The 16903-nt window shown below is 72.8% G+C and carries 15 protein-coding genes; 10 read left to right on the top strand and 5 right to left on the bottom strand.

Annotated elements, in window-relative coordinates; genetic code table 11:
- Positions 1–6: 6 nt before the first annotated feature.
- From WMF31_RS10110 to WMF31_RS10130, 5 genes are all read left to right on the top strand, one after another.
- Entirely contained in the window at positions 7–597 is a 591-nt protein-coding gene (locus tag WMF31_RS10110) for a hypothetical protein (RefSeq protein WP_436601730.1), read from the top strand.
- Positions 598–798: 201 nt separating this feature from the next.
- Positions 799–2244, top strand: a complete 1446-nt coding sequence (locus tag WMF31_RS10115) for an AgmX/PglI C-terminal domain-containing protein (RefSeq protein WP_436601731.1) — start codon at positions 799–801, stop codon at positions 2242–2244.
- Positions 2245–2465: 221 nt separating this feature from the next.
- Positions 2466–3041, top strand: coding sequence for a hypothetical protein (locus tag WMF31_RS10120; protein ID WP_436601732.1), 576 nt, complete (start codon positions 2466–2468; stop codon positions 3039–3041).
- A gap of 38 nt (positions 3042–3079) precedes the next feature.
- Positions 3080–4471 (top strand): hypothetical protein, encoded by a 1392-nt coding sequence (locus WMF31_RS10125; RefSeq protein ID WP_436601733.1) that lies wholly within the window; start codon positions 3080–3082, stop codon positions 4469–4471.
- Complete coding sequence (locus WMF31_RS10130) at positions 4471–5064, top strand: polysaccharide biosynthesis/export family protein (protein ID WP_436601734.1); 594 nt, start codon at positions 4471–4473, stop codon at positions 5062–5064. The genes WMF31_RS10125 and WMF31_RS10130 overlap by 1 nt, the downstream gene beginning before the upstream one ends.
- 52 nt (positions 5065–5116) lie before the next feature.
- Here WMF31_RS10130 and WMF31_RS10135 read toward each other — a convergent pair whose 3' ends face one another.
- Complete coding sequence (locus WMF31_RS10135) at positions 5117–6022, bottom strand: PCC domain-containing protein (protein ID WP_436601735.1); 906 nt, start codon at positions 6020–6022, stop codon at positions 5117–5119.
- Positions 6019–8040, bottom strand: coding sequence for an OmpA family protein (locus WMF31_RS10140; RefSeq protein WP_436601736.1), 2022 nt, complete (start codon positions 8038–8040; stop codon positions 6019–6021). The genes WMF31_RS10135 and WMF31_RS10140 overlap by 4 nt, the downstream gene beginning before the upstream one ends.
- 167 nt (positions 8041–8207) lie before the next feature.
- Here WMF31_RS10140 and WMF31_RS10145 point away from each other — a divergent pair, with 167 nt between their 5' ends.
- The 3 genes from WMF31_RS10145 to WMF31_RS10155 all read left to right on the top strand — a co-directional run bounded on the left by WMF31_RS10145 (position 8208) and on the right by WMF31_RS10155 (position 10812).
- A complete protein-coding gene (locus tag WMF31_RS10145) occupies positions 8208–8867 on the top strand; it encodes a Maf family protein (protein WP_436601737.1) in 660 nt (219 codons plus the stop codon).
- Positions 8864–10453 carry a hypothetical protein gene (locus WMF31_RS10150; RefSeq protein WP_436601738.1) on the top strand — a complete coding sequence of 530 codons (1590 nt, stop codon included), beginning with the start codon at positions 8864–8866 and terminating at the stop codon, positions 10451–10453. Before WMF31_RS10145 ends, WMF31_RS10150 begins: the two co-directional genes overlap by 4 nt.
- A gap of 95 nt (positions 10454–10548) precedes the next feature.
- Positions 10549–10812 (top strand): hypothetical protein, encoded by a 264-nt coding sequence (locus tag WMF31_RS10155; RefSeq protein WP_129351399.1) that lies wholly within the window; start codon positions 10549–10551, stop codon positions 10810–10812.
- Here WMF31_RS10155 and WMF31_RS10160 read toward each other — a convergent pair.
- Complete coding sequence (locus tag WMF31_RS10160) at positions 10793–11818, bottom strand: RluA family pseudouridine synthase (RefSeq protein ID WP_436601739.1); 1026 nt, start codon at positions 11816–11818, stop codon at positions 10793–10795. The genes WMF31_RS10155 and WMF31_RS10160 overlap by 20 nt on opposite strands.
- A 65-nt stretch (positions 11819–11883) precedes the next feature.
- The gene (locus WMF31_RS10165) at positions 11884–12444 is read right to left on the bottom strand and encodes an SMI1/KNR4 family protein (RefSeq protein WP_436601740.1); all 561 of its coding nucleotides are present in this window, start codon (positions 12442–12444) and stop codon (positions 11884–11886) included.
- An 800-nt stretch (positions 12445–13244) separates the two neighbouring features.
- Here WMF31_RS10165 and WMF31_RS10170 point away from each other — a divergent pair.
- Positions 13245–15143: a MopE-related protein gene (locus WMF31_RS10170; protein WP_436601741.1), complete on the top strand. Its 1899-nt coding sequence runs from the start codon at positions 13245–13247 to the stop codon at positions 15141–15143.
- Between the two features lie 100 nt (positions 15144–15243).
- Complete coding sequence (gene sixA / locus WMF31_RS10175; RefSeq protein WP_436601742.1) at positions 15244–15747, top strand: phosphohistidine phosphatase SixA; 504 nt, start codon at positions 15244–15246, stop codon at positions 15745–15747.
- Positions 15748–15837: 90 nt separating this feature from the next.
- On the opposite strand, the gene WMF31_RS10180 is transcribed toward sixA, so the two are convergent.
- Complete coding sequence (locus tag WMF31_RS10180; protein ID WP_129351389.1) at positions 15838–16872, bottom strand: AAA family ATPase; 1035 nt, start codon at positions 16870–16872, stop codon at positions 15838–15840.
- Positions 16873–16903 lie beyond the last annotated feature (31 nt).

The raw sequence follows: 16903 nt of genomic DNA on the forward strand, positions 1-16903 counted from the left end.
GGCGCCGTGTCCGCCGCGCTCTTCGCTGCGCTCTCGCTCGCGATGAGCGGCGCCTGCGCCGCGATCTCCTGGAAGCACCCGGCGCGGATCGCGCGCGCGACCTGCGGGGACGCGAGGGAGCTCGCGCGCTCGCTCCGCGCGGTGCCGGGCGAGGCGAGGCTGGCCGAGCTGGCGAGGCGGTCGCCGCCGGAGAGCTGGGAGCACCGGCTCTCCGTCGCGGTCATGACCGCCGCCGACCCCCGCGCGAAGATCGCGGCGGCGAACGAGCTCCTCGCCGAGGTCGAGCAGCGGCTCGACGTCGGCGCCGGATGGCCCCCTGCGGCGGCGCGCCTGTCGGCGCTCGGCGCGCTGCTCCTGGCCACGCTCTCCTTCCTCGCGCGGGGCGGTCCATCGGTCATCGCGCTGGTCCTCGGCGTGGGGGCCGCCGGCGCGATCGCGTCGGCCGCGGCGGGGCGCGCCGGCCGGGCCGCCGCCGCGCGCCAGCGCGAGGCGATCGACGCGCTCGTCGCCGCGGCGCTCGTCGACGAAGCGGCGCTCGACGGCGTCGCCAGGGCGCCGTCCGCATCGTCACGCCGCGCGCGCCGCAAGCACCCCTGAGCCCCCTCCGCACGGCGCGCGCTCCTGGACCGCCACAGCGTGTCCATGTACCCTCGCCGGAACTGTGGTTCTGTCACCCGTGCAGCGCTCTCTCCGCGGATCGAGGCCCGGTCTCCGCCGGGCCGCGGGGCGCGGCTTCGCCTGCCGATTGCGGTCGGCGTCGGCCCCTGGTTCGTCCCCCCTCGCTCGGAGGCCCTTGCCATGACCCAGCAGCAACCGCACCCCACCCCGTCACGTCCCGGGCAGCCCGGGCAGATGACCGCGGTCATGCGGGCCATCCCGCAGGCGACGGGGCCCAAGGTCCTCCGGATCGGCCTGGTTCAGGGGGGAAAGGTGATCGAGGAGCGCGTCATCAAGCAGCGCACGCACGTCACCATCGGCCCCAGCGAAAAGAGCATGTTCGTCATCCCGAGCAAGAGCATCCCGCCGAGCTTTCGGCTGTTCGAGCTCGTGGGGGGCGAGTACTTCCTCAATTTCCTGGAGGGGATGACCGGTCGGGTCGCCTTCAAGGCCGGCGTCTCGGAGCTCTCCGCGCTCAAGTCGTCCGCGAAGCGCGTGACGGTGGGCAACACCCAGGCGTTTCAGGTCCAGCTCAGCGAGGAGGCGCGCGGCAAGATCGTCGTGGGGGAGACGACGTTCCTGTTCCAGTTCGTGGCGCCGCCGCCGGTGCAGCCCAAGCCGCAGCTGCCCGTGTCGGTGAAGTCGGGCATCGCGAGCGATATCGACTGGACGACCACGATCATCGCGGCGTTCTCGTTCCTGTTCCACTTCGGCGCCGTGGGGTCGATCTACTCCGACTGGATGGACCCGGTCGTCGACGATGAGGTCGATGTGGCGCAGCTGCTCGAGTCCGTGAAGCAGCTACCGCCTCCGCCGCCGGTCGAGCAGCCGAAGGAGACGGTCGACGCGCCGGCCGCGACCGCGGCGGCCACGGTCGAAGCGCCCAAGGCGGCCAGCGGCGGCAGCAAGGGTGGCGCGGGCAGCCCGGGGAAGGGCTCCGGCGGCATGAGCGACGCCCGCGCGTCCGCGATCGCCAACGAGCTCGCGCAGCTCGACGTCCAGATGCTGGCGGCGCTCAACTCGAGCGGGAACGCGACCTCCAGCGTCCTGAGCTCGGGGGACGTGCCGACCGGTCTCCTGGAGAACGCAGCCGCCTCCGGGGCCGGCGTCGGAAAAGGGGGCGTGGCGGGCCTGAACATGGGCTCCTCGGGCGGGGGCACGGTGAGGCCAGGCACCGCCGGCGGCGGAGGGCTCGCGACCATCGGCAACACGGGGACCAGCGGTCCGGCGACCGCAGGCTCGGCCCAGGCGGTCAAGGGACCGGTGGGCAACGCCCAGGTCGGCGGCGCCGCGGTCTCTGGCGGGAGCGTCTCGAACGCCCCCGCCGTCGTCGCCAGGATGACGGCGGGATTCCGTCGTTGCTACAACAAAGGTCTTCAGGAAGATCCGACCATGAAGGGCTCGGTGAGGATCACCGCAAGGATCGGCCCCAACGGCGAGGTGCTCTCGGCGACGCCCTCGGGCGGATCCACCCTTTCCGGGACCGTGATCTCCTGCGTGGTCGCCCGGGTCCAGAGCGCGCAGTTCGCGCCGCCGGAGGGTGGTGGCGCGACGATTGTGATCCCTGTCACTTTCGTGAGCCAATAGCCCCGATCTCTGCCTCTGGCCCTGATCTGGCCGCCATCCTCATCCGCTTCGCCTTCGCCCGAAGTTGAATGGCGTGCCGGTCTCACGCATCCAAGGAGGGAGCACCTCGTACGGATTCGCCTGATGGGTTCGATCTGCTGGCTACCCGGCACGCTCATTGCGTTTTGACAACCACGTCTGCCCGCACTTATACTTCGCGGGCCTGACTTCCGGAGGCTTGGATGAAGCGCGAACAGATCCCCGGCTTTGCAGCAGTGGCGCTGATCTCGATCGTGGTCGGCCATGGCATTGCTGCTGCGCAGGCGCAGACGGCGCCTCCGCCGGATGCATCTGCGGGGCTTGCGCGGCAGGTCACGCTCTCCCCGGCCGAGCAGCTTGCCCAGAGCGAGACCTTCCTTGCCCGGATGGATGGCGCCCGCACCTCGGTGCGCCGCCAGCTCGAGACGGCCCGTTCGCAGCGCGATGTCGTGAAGACGCTCTGTCTCAACGACAAGCTGAATCAGATCGATGTCGCCATCCGGTCCGCCCGCGAGCGGCGACAGGGGCTGGAGCTCGCCGTGAATCGGCGGGACGCCGATCTCTCCAACCATGAATTCACGATCCTGACGGTCCTGCGCCAGCGGACTGAGCAGCTGACGGCCGAGGCCAACCAGTGCATCGGTCAGGAGGCTGGCTTCATCGGCGACAGCGCTGTGACAGCGACGATCGATCCGAACCTCCCCAAGGAGGATCCTTCCGAATACCCCGTCAGCGAGATCATCATCGAGCCGCCTGCGTGCAGTAGCTGTTTTAGGTAGGCGACCGCCTCTCCCGGATTGCCACTGCCCAATAGGCGATGAAACTTCGTCCCATCATAGCCGCTGCCGTCTGCACGTTCACTCTGTCCCCGGCGCTGGCCTTCGCGCAGGATCAGCCCTGGCTCAAGGATCGTCGCTATACCGAGGGTATAGGGATACGCGCCGGCGATCTGGAGCTGCACCCCGGGGTCGCCGCGGAGTTCGGCTATGACTCGAACTTCTTCCGCAGGGCCGAGGATGACGTGATCGATTCGCTCGATCGCGGGCCCGTGGGGTCGATGCGGCTCCGGATCACGCCGTCCTTCTCGCTGTCGACGCTCAGCCGACAGCGCCTGGAGGTGACGCCCGACGCGCCGCCGCCGGACGTGGAGTTCCGCGGCGGTATCGCCGCGACCTACGAGGAGTTCTTCCCGGTCTCCGGCACCGAGACAGGGCAGGATCGGCTGAGCGATCAGCGGAACATCGGGGGGCTGCTCGATGCCAGCCTCACGATCCTGCCTCGACGACCGTGGTCCGTGGTCCTCGATGGGTCGCTCGGCCGGACCATCGCCTCCTCCGATCTCGGGATTTCGAACCAAAGCTTCCGGCGGATCCACGCGAACGCGGGGGCGGAGCTCGTGTGGACGCCGGGCGGGGGGCTGCTCGACTGGCGGCTGGGCTATCGCTTCCTCGGCACGTTCTTCGAGGTGGATGAGTTCAGCGGCCTGACCAACTTGCACCATTCGATCCGCACGCGGGGCCGCTGGCGGTTCTTGCCGCGCACCGCGCTCATCTACGACGCGTCGCTGGGGTTCGTCGATTACCCGAACCCGACCTCGCAGCTCTCGTCTCATCCGCTGCGCGCGCAGATCGGGATCAACGGCCTTGTGACCCCGTCGTTCGGCCTCCTCGCGATGGCCGGCTGGGGCGCGAGCTTCTACACGGCAGAGGGCCAGGTCGACGCCGTGAACGACTTCGACAGCGTCATCGGCCAGCTCGAGCTGAAGTGGTTCTTGACGCCCAACCCCTCGGCCGATCCGGAGGCCGCCACGCTCGCGCTGTCGTCGCTCTCGGCCGGCTTCACGCGCGATTTCCACGATAGCTATCTCTGGACCTACTACGAGCGCAACCGCGGTTACCTGAAGCTGACGTACTTCTTCGGCGGGCGCTTCCTGCTCATCGCCGACGGCGGCGTGGCGGCGATCGTCTACCCTGGCGCGCCGGAGACCCCCAGCCTGGTGGCTGAGCCTTCCTGGACGGATGTCCGCATCGATGCCTCTCTGTTCGGCGAGTATCGGATCACGGACGCCCTCGGGATCAACTCGACCATCCGGTACGGGAACAACGTCAGCAGCACCGCTCTGACCGCGCGCGGGGTCGACGGGAACGTGGAGAACCATCTCGGGTGGCAGCAGTTCGAGGCCTACCTGGGCGTGCGTTGGTTCATGTGATGCGGCGTTTTGAGAGGTGGCTGGCCGCGGCGCTCGCGCTCTTGATCTCCGCCTGCTCGGCGCGTCAGCCTGAGCCGGTGAACCTGCCTCCGCCCGTGGAGGCGACGAGCATCGGTGTCGGAGACGTGTTCGAGCTCCGCATCGTCGGCGAGGACAAGCTCCCCACGACGTTCACCGTCGCTCCGGATGGCACCGTCGACTTCCCTTACGTGAAGCGGCTCAAGGTCGCGGGCCTCGAGCCGCAGGAGCTCGCGGAGCTCGTGCGCGCGAAGCTCATGGAGGGGCAGATCCTCACCGATCCCAGCGTGAGCGTGAGCATCAAGGAGTACAACTCGAAGCGGGTCGAGGTGCTCGGCGAGGTGCAGAAGCCCGGGTCCTTGCCGCTCCAGCCTGGCATGACGTTGCTCCGCGCCATCTCGATGGCCGGGGGGTTCAACAGCATCGCGGACAAGGATCGCGTCACGATTCGCAGGAGGTCCCAGGGCAAGACGGTGTTCGCCACCGTCTCGGTCGAGGACATCATCGACAACAAGATCCCCGACGTGCCCCTCCAGGCAGGGGACTCCATCAACGTCGCCCAGCGCGTCTTCTGAGCGGCCGCGTCTCCGCGCCGCCTCGGCCCCCTCGAGGCGGCGCGAGGCCCGTTCAGTTCTTTCGCGCGAGGCGGAAGTGCCTCTTGCCCGTCGCCGCGTCCACGGTGGGCGTCTCGATGCGGAGCATCGTCAGCGAGACCTCGCGCACGCGGCCGTCGCGCTCCTGGCGGAGGCGGATCCGCTCGCCGTCGGAGCTGATCACGATGCACTCGCCGAAGTGGAAGTGGGTCACGCCGTCACCCACTTCCGGATAGATCTCCTCTTCCTGGCGACGACGGACCGGGCGCTGGGGCAGGGGCAAGGCGGCGGGCTCCAGAGTGGAGGCCGGGGGCGCGGAGCGGACCGGCTCTGCGCCGGAGATCGAGGGCGCGGTGCGGGGCGGCTCGATGCCGGAGGTCGAGGGCGCGGTGCGGACCGGCTCTGCGCCGGAGGACGGGGGCACGGTGCGGGGCGGCTCTGCGGCCGGCGCCGGAGGCACGGAGCGGGGCGGCTCACTCACGATCGCCGGGGTCGTGGAGGACTGGGCCGCGAGCTGCAACAGGCCCGTGCGATCGTCAGGAGCCCGCACGAGCGGCACGTCGTCGAACACGGTGACGCGGAGCTCGAGCCCGTAGACGCGCGCCCACACGAGCTCCCCGGCGGCGAGCTGGAGGCCGACGCCGGACTCGCGGGCGAGCGTCGCCGACAGGCGGGGCGAGGTCTCGCCCTGCTGGAGCGCGATGCTCCCCGAGAGCGCCACCACGTCGCACGGGCCGTCGAGGACGCGCGTCTTCGCGTAGGTGCGGGAGGCCTGGTCGAACAGAGCGATCTCGGCTCGCTCGAGCGAGCCCGTCCCCTCGACCCAGCCGGCGCGCGCCTCCGCCTCGTCGAGGGCGCGCACCAGCGCGGCAGGGAGCTCTTCGCCTCGATCGAGGCGGACGATCAAATGACGGGCACGGCGTGCCTCGAGGACAATCATTGCTGTTTCTTCTCTCCGGTCGTCGAGGCGGCTGCGTCCGGCGCTCGAGGGTTTGCTTTCGAGCGCCGAGCACGGATGGCCGTGACCTCGATCTGGGGCGCGCCCGGTGCGCGCTGGGTCGATGAATCGCCGGCGGCGGCCGTGATCCGGTCCGCCGGGATGCCTGCGCCGGCAAGGAGCTCCTTGACGGCGCTTGCGCGCGCGCCGGCGAGATCGAGCGCGCGCGCGGACTGATCCCCCTGGCGATCGGGGTACGCCTCCACGATGACGACATCGAGGGGCATGCGCCCGCGCAAGAGCTGGGCGATCATGCCGATCTGGGCCATCAACGCGGGGGGCACGCGCGCGCTCGCCGCGGGGAAGCGGACCAGACCGTCGAGCATGACCCGCTCGCCGGACCACCGCGGCAGCGACCTGCCCCCGGGCTCGGGGCAGCCGTCGGCGTCGCTCGTCCCGTCGATCGTCTCGGCGGCCACAGGGCACGCGTCGACCGCGTCGGCCACGCCGTCCTCATCGTTGTCGGGCTCGGGGCAGCCGTCGTCGTCCTGGAAGCCGTCGCGATCTTCGGGCTCGCCTGGGCACTCGTCGTCGGCGTCGGGCACCTGATCGATGTCGTTGTCCGGATCGGGGCAGCCGTCGCTGTCCCGGAACCCGTCCACGTCCTCGGCGCCGTTCGGGCACATGTCGCGCTCGTCGGGGATGCGGTCGCCGTCGTTGTCCGGATCGGGGCAGCCGTCGCTGTCCTCGAAGCCGTCGCGATCCTCCGGGGCGTTCCTGCAGGCGTCGGCGTCGTCGGGGACGCCGTCGCTGTCGTCGTCGGCGTCGGGGCAGCCGTCGCCGTCCTGGAAGCCGTCGATCGTCTCGGGCTCGTCCCGGCACCGATCGTGCTCGTCGGGGATGCGGTCGCCGTCGTTGTCGGGGTCAGGGCAGCCGTCGCCGTCGTGGAAGCCGTCGCGGTCCTCCGCGACGAGCGGGCAGCGGTCGTCGCGATCGAGGACGCCGTCCGCGTCGGCGTCGCGCCCCGTCGGGGCGTAGCGGAGCGCCAGGTTGAGCCGGAAGCGCGGCGCGGTGAGCGCGCCCGCTCCGGCGAGGGGGAGGGCGCCGCCGCCGCCCGCGGACAGCGAGAGATCGCCGGCGAGCAGCGGGGCGCTCGTGGCCGAGAGGATCCACTCCGCCGGCACGAGCGCCGCGTCTCCGGCGGGCTGCTCGGCCAGCGTGTAGAGGGCGAACGCCTCGGCGGAGGCGGTGAGCCAGCGGTCCGGCAGCACGTCGACCGCGGCGCCGAGCGCGCCGAGGAGCTGCGAGCCGACCTCGGTGCTCGCCAGCGCGCTCGACCCGCGGAGCCGCGCGCCGAGCTCGGCCCCGAGCCGGAGGCGGCCGCGCTGGTACGCCGCGGCGACGCTCGGCGCGAAGGTGGCGGTCCCGGCGCTGGCGAACACGCTCCCATCGCCGGTGGGCAGGCCCAGCTCCAGGCGCGCGGCGAGCGAGAAGCCGTCGAGGGGGCCGCGCTGGGGCGGCGGCACGATCGAGAGCGCGGCGCCGAGGCGCGCGTCGCGCAGCACGCTGCGCGGCAGCTCCGCGTCGGTGCCGTGCACGTCGGAGAAGCCGGCGCCGTCCTGGTACAGCGTGACGGGGGCGGCGACCGTGACCTCGAGGCGATCGGTGAGGCCGAGCGACCAGAGGAAGGTCGCGTCGACCATGTTGTCCAGGAGGTGAACGACCGTCCCCTCGGGGTCGGGCGAGGCGACGCGCAGGCCCACGGGCCGCGACAGATAGCTCGTCACGAGGCCGAACGAGGCCTTCGCGCTCGGGGTCGTCGCCGTGCTGCCCACGGCGAAGAACGGGCCGCCGCCAGCGTGGGGCCAGAGGTTGTCGGCGTCGATGCAGCCCGACAGCCCGTGGTCCGGCGCGCACTCGTCCGCGCGCGCCGGCGTCGGGAGGAGACCCGCCACGAAGAGCCCGGAGGCCAAGAGCAGCGGGAGGCCTGATCGTGCCGGCTGCCTCCGGTTGGCGCGCATCGCGCCCGACCCTCTACTACTGCCGGGGTGAGAGTCAAAACAGCAATCGTCCCGGCGCGATCCGGAGGGCGCTCGAGGCGCCGGGGCGCGCTGTGCCCCGCGGTCCCTCTCGAGCCGTGCTAGGACGATGCGCGGCTGGGGCCGGCGCCCCCCGCGCTCGCACGCCCATGATCGACGAATCGCATCCGCTCCTGCTCGGCTCCGGCTCGCCGCGCCGGCGGGAGATCCTGACCACGCTCGGCCTGCCTCTCCGCGTTGCGGCGGCCGAGGTCGACGAGTCGGGCCGCCCCGGCGAGAGCGCGGCGGCCTACCTGGAGCGCATCACGCTGGCGAAGCTCGCGGCCGCGCGCCGCCTGCAGCAAGCGGTCGGGGCCGGCGCGGTCCTCGTCGCGGACACCGCGGTGATCCTGGACGAAACCCCCCTCGGCAAGCCGCGGGACGAGGCGGACGCCCGCGCCATGCTCCGCGCCCTCTCTGGGCGCGAGCATCAGGTCTGGACCCGGTTCGCGATCGCCGGCGGCGGCCGGATCGAGCTCGCCGCGGCCGCCGTCCCGGGCCGCGACGAGGCGCTCCACGCCGAGACCGTCATGACGCGGGTGCGCTTCCGCGCGCTCGGCGACGACGAGGTGGCGTCCTACGCGGCGACCGGCGAGGGCCTCGACAAGGCCGGCGCCTACGCGATCCAGGGCGTCGGCGCGTTCGCGGTCGCGCGCATCGACGGCTCGTACTCCAACGTCGTCGGCCTGCCCGCGTGCGAGGTGATCGCCGCGCTGCGGGCCACAGGCCTGCTCGCGCGCTTCCCGCTGTCGCCCGCGCGCCCGTCATGAGCGGCGACGCGCCCGCCGCCCCGCGTCGGCGCGACGGGGTCGCGATCTTCGCCCTCGCCCTCGCGGCGCGGGTCGCGGTCGTCGCCTGGGCGGCCGGGCGGTTCCCGCCCACCGCCGACGCCACCTACTACCAGCGCATCGCCGAGCGGATCGCGGCGGGGCTCGGCTACACCTGGCTGTGGCCCGACGGCGTCGTCACGTACGCCGCGCACTATCCGGTCGGCTATCCAGGCGCGGTCGGCGCGCTGTACGCGCTGGTCGGCACGCACCCCGCGGGCGCGATGCTGCTGAACGCCGTGCTCGGCGCGCTCGGGGCGCTCGCCGTCCACCGCCTGGCGGCCCGCGCCGCGCCGCGATCGCGCGCCGTGGCGGCGCTCGCGGGCGCGCTGGTCGCGCTCCATCCCGGGCTCGTCGCGTACACCCCGGCGCTCATGACCGAGGGGGTCACCGGCTCGCTCGTCGCCTGCGCGGCGTGGGCGTCCGCGTGGGCGCGCGAGCGCCGCCCCGCGCTCGCCCCGCTCGTCGTCCTCGGCCTGCTCGTGGGCATGGCCACGCTGGTCCGCCCGCAGACGCTCGTGCTGGCGCCCGTGTTCGCCGGCCTCGCCCTCTTGGGTCCTGCGCCCGGCGACCCCCCTCGATCCAGCGGAGCGCCCGCCCCGCGGGGCCGCGCGGCACAGGCTGCGCGGGCGGCGCGCCGCGCGGCGCCGATCCTGCTGACCGTGATCGCGGCGCTCCTCGTCTGCGCGCCGTGGACCGCGCGCAACTGCGCGCGGATGGACCGGTGCGCGCTGGTCAGCGTGAACGGGGGCTGGAACCTCCTCATCGGCGCGGACCCGGCCTCCACCGGCGCCTGGTCGCCGATCCAGGTGCCCGAGGCCTGCCGCGACGTCTTCGACGAGGCCGGCAAGGACGCCTGCTTCGGCCGCGAGGCGCGCCGGTTCATCGTGGAGCACCCCGGCACCTGGCTCGGGCTCATGCCCCGGAAGCTCGCGGCGACGTTCGACTACTGCGGCGCGGCCGGATGGTACCTGCACGCCTCGAACCCGGCGGCCTTCAGCGAGGCCGCCAAGGTCGCGCTCGGCGCGGTCGAGACCGCCTTCGAGCGCGCCGTCCTCCTCCTCGCCCTCGTGTGGGCCTTGCGCCGCTCGGCGCCGGCGCCCGGCGCGCTCGGGGGCCGCGCCCGCGAGCTCTCGCTCGCGCATCGCGGGCTCGCCCTCGCGCGACTCGCGCTGTTCGCCGTGGGCGTCGTCGCCGCGCTGCACGTGCATGCCTGGGTGGGATACCTCGCGCTCCTCGGCCTCGCGCTGCTCGAGGGGCGCGCGCTCCTCCGGGCGCCTGTGCTCGCCGGCGCCGCGCTCGCCGTCCTCGCCGCGACCGCGCTCACCCACGCCGTGTTCTTCGGCGCGGGTCGTTACGCGCTCGTCGTCTTCCCGCTCCTCACGGGGCTCGCCGCCCTCGCCGCGGCGCGGCAGGACCCGGAGCGGCATCGCGCCGGCGCGCCGCGCGCCATGGATGGCAGCGGCAGCGGCGGCGCCGGCGCCGCTGGCAGCACGGTTTCCGCGCCGCCCTCCGCGTCGGGAGCGTGAGCGACTTTGACAGCGCCGCCCGCGCTGCTGCATCCTAGGCGCCCCTCGGCTCGGGAGCGCGTGCCCCCGGCTGGCGAACCCTGGAGGAGAGACCGATGCCCTTGATTGAAACGGAAGAGGCTGCGCGACGCCTCGCGCGCGCCATCGCAAGCGATCTCTCGCTCTACAACGAGGAGAAGATCGTGCAGGGCATCCAGCAGGATGACCTCTTCAACGTCCTCACCGAGGAGATCGAGGAGGGGCGCGCCCTCTACAAGAGCCGCGTCTCGCCCGATCTCTACCAGAAGAATTTCTACGACCGCGCCCTCGTGGACATCCTGATCAAGTCCAAGGGTCACATCAAATCGAAGATCTGGTAGCGAGCCTCCGCAGCCGATCGAGCGCGTCGAGCATGTCCGCTGGCAGCGGGCTCTCCCACCGCACCGGCGCGCGCGTCACGGGATGGCTGAACCCGAGCACGCGCGCGTGGAGGGCCTGCCGCCCCAGCTCCTCGGAGATCGCGCGCAGCTCGGGCCTCTTCGGCGGCTTGCCGTAGAGGGGATCTCCGAGGATCGGCGTCCCGCCGCGCTCGGCGAGGTGCACCCGGATCTGGTGGGTGCGGCCCGTCTCGAGCGAGCACGCGACGACCGTGGCCGCGCCGCCGAGCCGCTCGATCACGCGGACGTGCGTCACGGCGCGGCGCGGCGCGCGCGCGCCGGGGGCGCCGGCTCCGTCGCGGATCCACGACGTGAAGCGGAGCCTGTCGGTCGGGTGGCGGCCGTGGAGCGTGTCGTAGGTGGCCTCGCGCGCCTCGCCGCCCACGATCGCCACGTACTCGCGCTCGATGGCGTGCCGCGCGAACCGCTCCTTCAGCGCCTCGCGCGTGGGCTCGTCCTTGGCCACGACGAGCAGGCCGCTCGTGCCTCGATCGAGCCGGTGCACGATCCCGGGGCGGAGGTGGCCCGCCGGATCGCGCGGATCGGCGGGCGCGAGCGCGAACCCGGGCAGCGCGAGCAGCCCGTTGACCAGCGTGCCCGACGCGTGCCCGCGGGCCGGGTGCACGACGAGCCCTGCGGGCTTGTCGATCACGAGCAGGTGCTCGTCCTCGTACACCACAGGGACGGCCACCTCGGGCTCGGCGGCCGCGCCGGACGGCGGCGGCTCCTCCGGCCGGATCTCGAGGTCGGCGCCCGCGCGCACCGCGATCGAGGCGCGCGCGGGCTCCCCGTCGACGAGGACCCGACCCGCGGCGATCCACCGCTGCACCGCCGCGCGTGAGGTCGCGCGACCGGCGCGCTCGAGGAGGTGGACGACGAGCTTGTCGAGCCGGTCGCGCGGGTCGGCTTCGCCCACCCGGACGTGGAGCACCTCCGCACCGGCAGCCATCGCGTTCGTCACGAGCCTCGTCCGCAGCCGAGCGGCGCCGGCGCGAACGCGGCGCTGCGATGCGATCAATACTCCGTGTCGCCCTCGTCGTCCTCCTCGGTGCTCCCGAGCTCCGGGTTGAGCGCGATGTGCGACTCGAGATCCTCGAGCCGCTGCGCTTCGGACAGCCGGGCGAGGCCGCACTGCTCGACGAGGTACAGGTCGAACGCCGTGTAGCGGGGGAAGACCCGGACGTTCGTGTCCTCGTTGTCGAGCCCGAGGATGACGAGCTCGCCGTCCCGCCGCGCCTCGCCGAGGTAGAGCGCGTTCCACGGGTGCCCGGGGAGGTTGGGCAGCCGCACGAGCTTGCCGCGCAGCCGTGACTCGGTCCAGCCGAGGTCGGTCTTCGCCTCGGCCAGCTTGCGCACCGAGGTGAGCTTCGGCCGCGGCGCCGACGGGTCCCGGCCGAAGCGATGGCGCCCCTTGAACCGGGAGCCCAGGCTGTCGAACGTGAAATCGAACTCGAGGAACGTCCTCAGCGTGGGCGGCAGCTCGACCATGAGCTTCGACTCGAGCGCGTCGAGAGCCGCCTGGCTCGCCCCCACGGCGGTCTGGCTGGAAGGGCGCTTCTTCAATTGCGCGATCACGCGCTGCACAAGCTCAACGCCACGTTCGATCGGTGCCATGTATCCACGGGCCGCAGTTGCGCGGCGATCTTCGGGACCCAAAACAGCCTCGCTAGGGCCGTGTTCCGGGCCAGGTTGTTGCGGTCTCATCGCCCGCTCGGGCGGCACTCTACATCAGCCGTCCGGGAGCGCGTCCCCTATGGTGCCTACCGGTCCGGTCCGCTCGGTGTCAACCGGCGATCGCACCGGTGTTGAACCCCTCCCTGGAGCGACCTTCGGGCGTGCGCCTCGTCACCGGCGCCTCGAAGGGTGTGGCCCGCCGCGCGCCCGTGCGCGGAGGGCGCGCCGCGCCCGAAAGCTCAGCAGCAGGATCGCGACGAGCACCACGGCGGCGCCAACCGTCAGAACGACCCATGGCGGCGCAGCGAACCGGCCGCGCTGGAGGCCAGGGGGTGGCCGCTCGTACTCGATCTGGAGCTGCGCTGCCACCGGCCCTCGTTACACGCTGACGCGCCGACCCGCAACCGGGTCCGCCGCGCAAATCACCAGGTCCGCGGCACAATCCTGCCCGATCGACGTACCGGGCCTGACAGCCACGTCCTGGCCACCGCCTCGCACGCCCTTCCGCGGTGCTTCTGGAGCTCGTGGCCCCGGAAGCATCGACAGCCAGGGGGGCGCCCGGGGATCAAGACTTGCTTCCCTGGAAACCCGGGCGTGTAAAGTGGGCCGTGCAGCGTGGCCCCACGGCGGCCGGCGCGAGAGGGTGAGCGATGAAGCCGGGCTCTTCAGCAGGGAGCGGGGGCGCGCCTCCGCGATCCCCGTTGGTTCGACGATTTTTCTTCGCGATGGGGGCGTTCGCGGCGCTCGGCGCATCGCTGGGAGCGTGCGGCCGGACGAGCCTCCTCGAGCTCCCCGCCTCCAGCGGCGGCGCCGGCGGCGCGGCCGGCTCGACCAGCACGGAGGGGTCGAGCTCGAGCTGGCCGACCGGCGCGGGCGGCGCGGAGGCCTGCGGCGGCCCGACGGACTGCGACGACGGCGACGAGTGCACCAGCGACGCGTGCGAGCAGGGGCGCTGCGTCCACGGGCCGCGCGACGACGATCGGGACGGCGCAGGCCCGACGACCTGCGGCGGGGACGACTGCAACGACCTCAACCCGGCCGTCCGGCCGGGCGCGCCGGAGATCTGCACGGACGCGGCGGACAACGACTGCAACGGCGTCGCCGACTGCTTCGACCCCGCGTGCGCCGCCGCGGAGACCTGCGGCTGTACCCCGGACCCCTCCGGCGAGATCTGCCAGAACGGCGTCGACGACGACTGCGACACCGTCGTCGACTGCTTCGACGAGGAGTGCGCGGGGACCTCGGCCTGCGGCTGCTCTGCCTCCGAGGCCGGGAAGTGCGGCAACGGCTTCGATGACGACTGCGACGGCGCCCTCGACTGCGACGACGTCGACTGCGCGGCCGACCCGCTGTGCGGCTGCAGCGCCCGCGCGGAGCGCTGCGACAACCGCCAGGACGACGACTGCGATCTCCTGGTCGACTGCGCCGATCCGGACTGCCGCGGCGTCTTCCCCTGCGCGTGCGTCCCGCCCGGCTCGCCGGAGCGGTGCCAGGATGGCGTCGACAACGACTGCGACGGGCGCGTCGACTGCGCCGATCCAGAGTGCATCACCGCGCCGGCGTGCGCGGTGTGCGTGCCGGAGATCTGCGACGACGACGTCGACAACAACTGCGACGGGCGCGTCGACTGCGCCGACGCCGCGTGCGCGTTCGCGCCGAGCTGCGCGCCGACGCCGGAGCAGTGCAACAACACCCTCGACGACGATCGCGACGGCCTGGTCGACTGCCAGGACCCGGACTGCGCGAGCAACCCGCGGTGCGTGCTCGAGCAGGCCAGCTGCCTGTCGCCGAAGCTCATCCCCGCGACCGGCACCTACACGGGCGACACCACCGGCCACGTGAGCGAGACCCGCGGCGCCTGCGGCGGCGACGCCGGCGAGGCGGTCTTCTACTTCGTGCTCACCGCGCCGTCGCGCGTGCACCTCGACTCGATCGGTTCGGGCTTCGACACGGTGCTCTACGTCCGCACCGGCATCTGCAACGCCGGCCGGGAGATCGGCTGCGACGACGACAGCGGCGGGGACTCGTGGTCGTCCCGGCTCGACTTCGACATCCTCTACCCGGGCACGTACTTCGTCTTCCTCGACGGCTACACGATCGATCCCGCGAGCGGCGCGAACGAGGGGCCCTTCGCGCTCAACGTGGAGATCGTCCCGAACCCGCGCGAGGTGTGCGACGACGGGCTGGACAACGACGGCGACCACCACGTCGACTGCGCCGATCGCGACTGCGCCGCCGTCGGCGCCTGCTTCCGCTGCGCAAACGGCGCCGCGCCCGGCCCCGAGTTCGGGACCGTCGCGTGCACGGACGGGCTCGACAACGACTGCGACGGCGCGATCGACTGCGCCGACGACGACTGCAGCGCGAGCGACTTCTACGTGACCGAGTGCTGCGACGGCGTCGACGAGAACGGCAACGGCATCCCCGACGACTTCAACTGCCGCTGCGCCTCCGACGCCGACTGCGGCGGCGGCCAGATCTGCTACACGCACACCACGTACACGTGCGGCCTGCCGTGCGACGCCTTCTTCGGGAGCGTGTGCCCCTTCGTGGCCCCGGGCTCGCACTGCAACGCGGCGACGCACCAGTGCGAGTTCTGACGAGCGCGGCCCGCGCGCCGCTCGCGCGCGCGCGGCGCTCGCCTGCCGCTCGCGCGCGCGGCGCTCAGCTGCTAGAGGTCGCTCCGGCCAAGGTCATACGATGGAGATCCTCATCATTCGCCACGGTCAGGCCGTGGATGACGCGCCTGACCTCGGCGACGCCGGTCGCTGGTTGACGGGCAAGGGGCGCAAGGTCACGCGACGCGTCGCCCGGTGGCTCGCGAGGCGCGAGGGCCGGCGCCCCGCCGCGGTCTGGACGAGCCCCCTCGTGCGCGCGGTCCAGACCGCGGAGATCATCGCCGAGGCGGCCGAGCTGACGGACGAGGTGTCGGTGGTCGCGGCGCTCTCTCCCTCCCGCGACACGGCCGAGATCCTGCGCCTGCTCTCGCAGTACCAGGGGGCGCAGCCGCTGGCGCTGGTGGGGCACGAACCCTCCCTGTCGGCGCTCTTGACCGCGCTGGTCGGCGACGTCGGCTGGACGGGCCTGAAGAAGAGCGGCGTCGTGGCGGTGAGCTGGGACGGCCGCGGGCCGGGGGCGCTGCGCTTCGTCCTGGATCGGAAGGCGATGAAGGCGGTGAGCCCGCTGAAGGAGGCGCAGCACTAGGCGCGTCGATCCCGGTAACCGACGCCTGGCTCGCGCGCCCCCCGCGGCGCGGGGCGCGCGGGCGCGGAGCGCAGGCGGACCGGGCGCCGCTCAGCGCACCGATCGCTCCACGGCGTTCAGCACGTCGACGTCGCGAACGCCGTCCGCCTCGGCGCGGTACGAGAGCACGATCCGGTGCCGCAGCGCCGGGATCAGCAGCGCCCTCACGTCGTCCACGTCCGCGGCCGCTTCGCCGCGGAGCGCGGCGCGCGCCTTGGCCGCGAGCACGAGCGCCTGGCTGCCGCGCGGCCCGGCGCCGTAGCGCACGTAGTCCCGCACCTCCTGCGCGACGCGCTCCGAGGTCGGTCGCGTCGCCCGCGCGAGGCGCACCGCGAGGTCCACGGCCTCGTCGGTCACCGGGATCCTCGGGATGAGGCGGCCGATTGCGCGCACCTCCCCGGCCCGGAGCACCGCCTCGATCGCCGGCGGCTTCCCCGAGGTCGTCCGCCGCGCCACCTCGCGCTCCTCGGCCTCGCTCGGGTAGGTGACGTGGATCTCGAGCAGGAACCGATCGAGCTGCGCTTCGGGCAGCGGGTACGTCCCTTCCTGCTCGATCGGGTTTCGCGTCGCGAACACCTGGAAGGGGTCGGGGAGGGGGTGCGTGGTGGTCCCGACGGTCACCTTGCGCTCCTGCATCGCCTCGAGCAGCGCGGCCTGCGTCTTCGGCGGTGTCCGGTTCACCTCGTCGGCGAGGACGAGGTTGTGGAAGATGGGGCCGGGTTGAAAGCGCAGGCTCCGGGAGCCGTGCTGCTCGTGCAGCACGTCGGTCCCGGTGATGTCGGCGGGCAGGAGGTCCGGCGTGAACTGGACGCGCCCGAAGCTGAGGTCGAGCGCCCTGGCGAGCGACGACACGAGCAGCGTCTTGGCGAGCCCCGGGACGCCGACGAGCAGCGCATGTCCGCGCGCGGCGAGCGTGATCAGCATGGCCTCGACGACCTCGTCCTGCCCCACCACCGCCCTGGCGATCGCCGAGCGGAGCCGCCTGGCTCCCTCCGCTGTGCGCTCGAGGAGCGCGGCGTCGGAGAGGGCGCTCGACCCGTCGTCGTCGGTCGCCTCGGCGTCATTCCTGTGCTCGGGGTCGCTCATAGAGGCAGGCCTCGTACCCCGAGGCGGCGAT

The organism is Sorangium sp. So ce1036 (assembly GCF_051369805.1).
Taxonomy (GTDB): Bacteria; Myxococcota_A; Polyangia; order Polyangiales; family Polyangiaceae; genus Sorangium; species Sorangium cellulosum_F.

What these genes read in the sequence shown, in the direction of transcription:
- WMF31_RS10120 (WP_436601732.1), top strand. Translation starts at nt 2,466, where the DNA reads ATGAAGCGCGAACAGATCCCCGGCTTTGCAGCAGTGGCGCTGATCTCG.
- WMF31_RS10115 (WP_436601731.1), top strand. Translation starts at nt 799, where the DNA reads ATGACCCAGCAGCAACCGCACCCCACCCCGTCACGTCCCGGGCAGCCC.
- WMF31_RS10160 (WP_436601739.1), bottom strand. Translation starts at nt 11,818, where the DNA reads ATGGCTGCCGGTGCGGAGGTGCTCCACGTCCGGGTGGGCGAAGCCGAC.
- WMF31_RS10150 (WP_436601738.1), top strand. Translation starts at nt 8,864, where the DNA reads ATGAGCGGCGACGCGCCCGCCGCCCCGCGTCGGCGCGACGGGGTCGCG.
- WMF31_RS10140 (WP_436601736.1), bottom strand. Translation starts at nt 8,040, where the DNA reads ATGCGCGCCAACCGGAGGCAGCCGGCACGATCAGGCCTCCCGCTGCTC.
- WMF31_RS10180 (WP_129351389.1), bottom strand. Translation starts at nt 16,872, where the DNA reads ATGAGCGACCCCGAGCACAGGAATGACGCCGAGGCGACCGACGACGAC.
- WMF31_RS10125 (WP_436601733.1), top strand. Translation starts at nt 3,080, where the DNA reads ATGAAACTTCGTCCCATCATAGCCGCTGCCGTCTGCACGTTCACTCTG.
- sixA (WP_436601742.1), top strand. Translation starts at nt 15,244, where the DNA reads ATGGAGATCCTCATCATTCGCCACGGTCAGGCCGTGGATGACGCGCCT.
- WMF31_RS10130 (WP_436601734.1), top strand. Translation starts at nt 4,471, where the DNA reads ATGCGGCGTTTTGAGAGGTGGCTGGCCGCGGCGCTCGCGCTCTTGATC.
- WMF31_RS10145 (WP_436601737.1), top strand. Translation starts at nt 8,208, where the DNA reads ATGATCGACGAATCGCATCCGCTCCTGCTCGGCTCCGGCTCGCCGCGC.
- WMF31_RS10135 (WP_436601735.1), bottom strand. Translation starts at nt 6,022, where the DNA reads ATGATTGTCCTCGAGGCACGCCGTGCCCGTCATTTGATCGTCCGCCTC.
- WMF31_RS10155 (WP_129351399.1), top strand. Translation starts at nt 10,549, where the DNA reads ATGCCCTTGATTGAAACGGAAGAGGCTGCGCGACGCCTCGCGCGCGCC.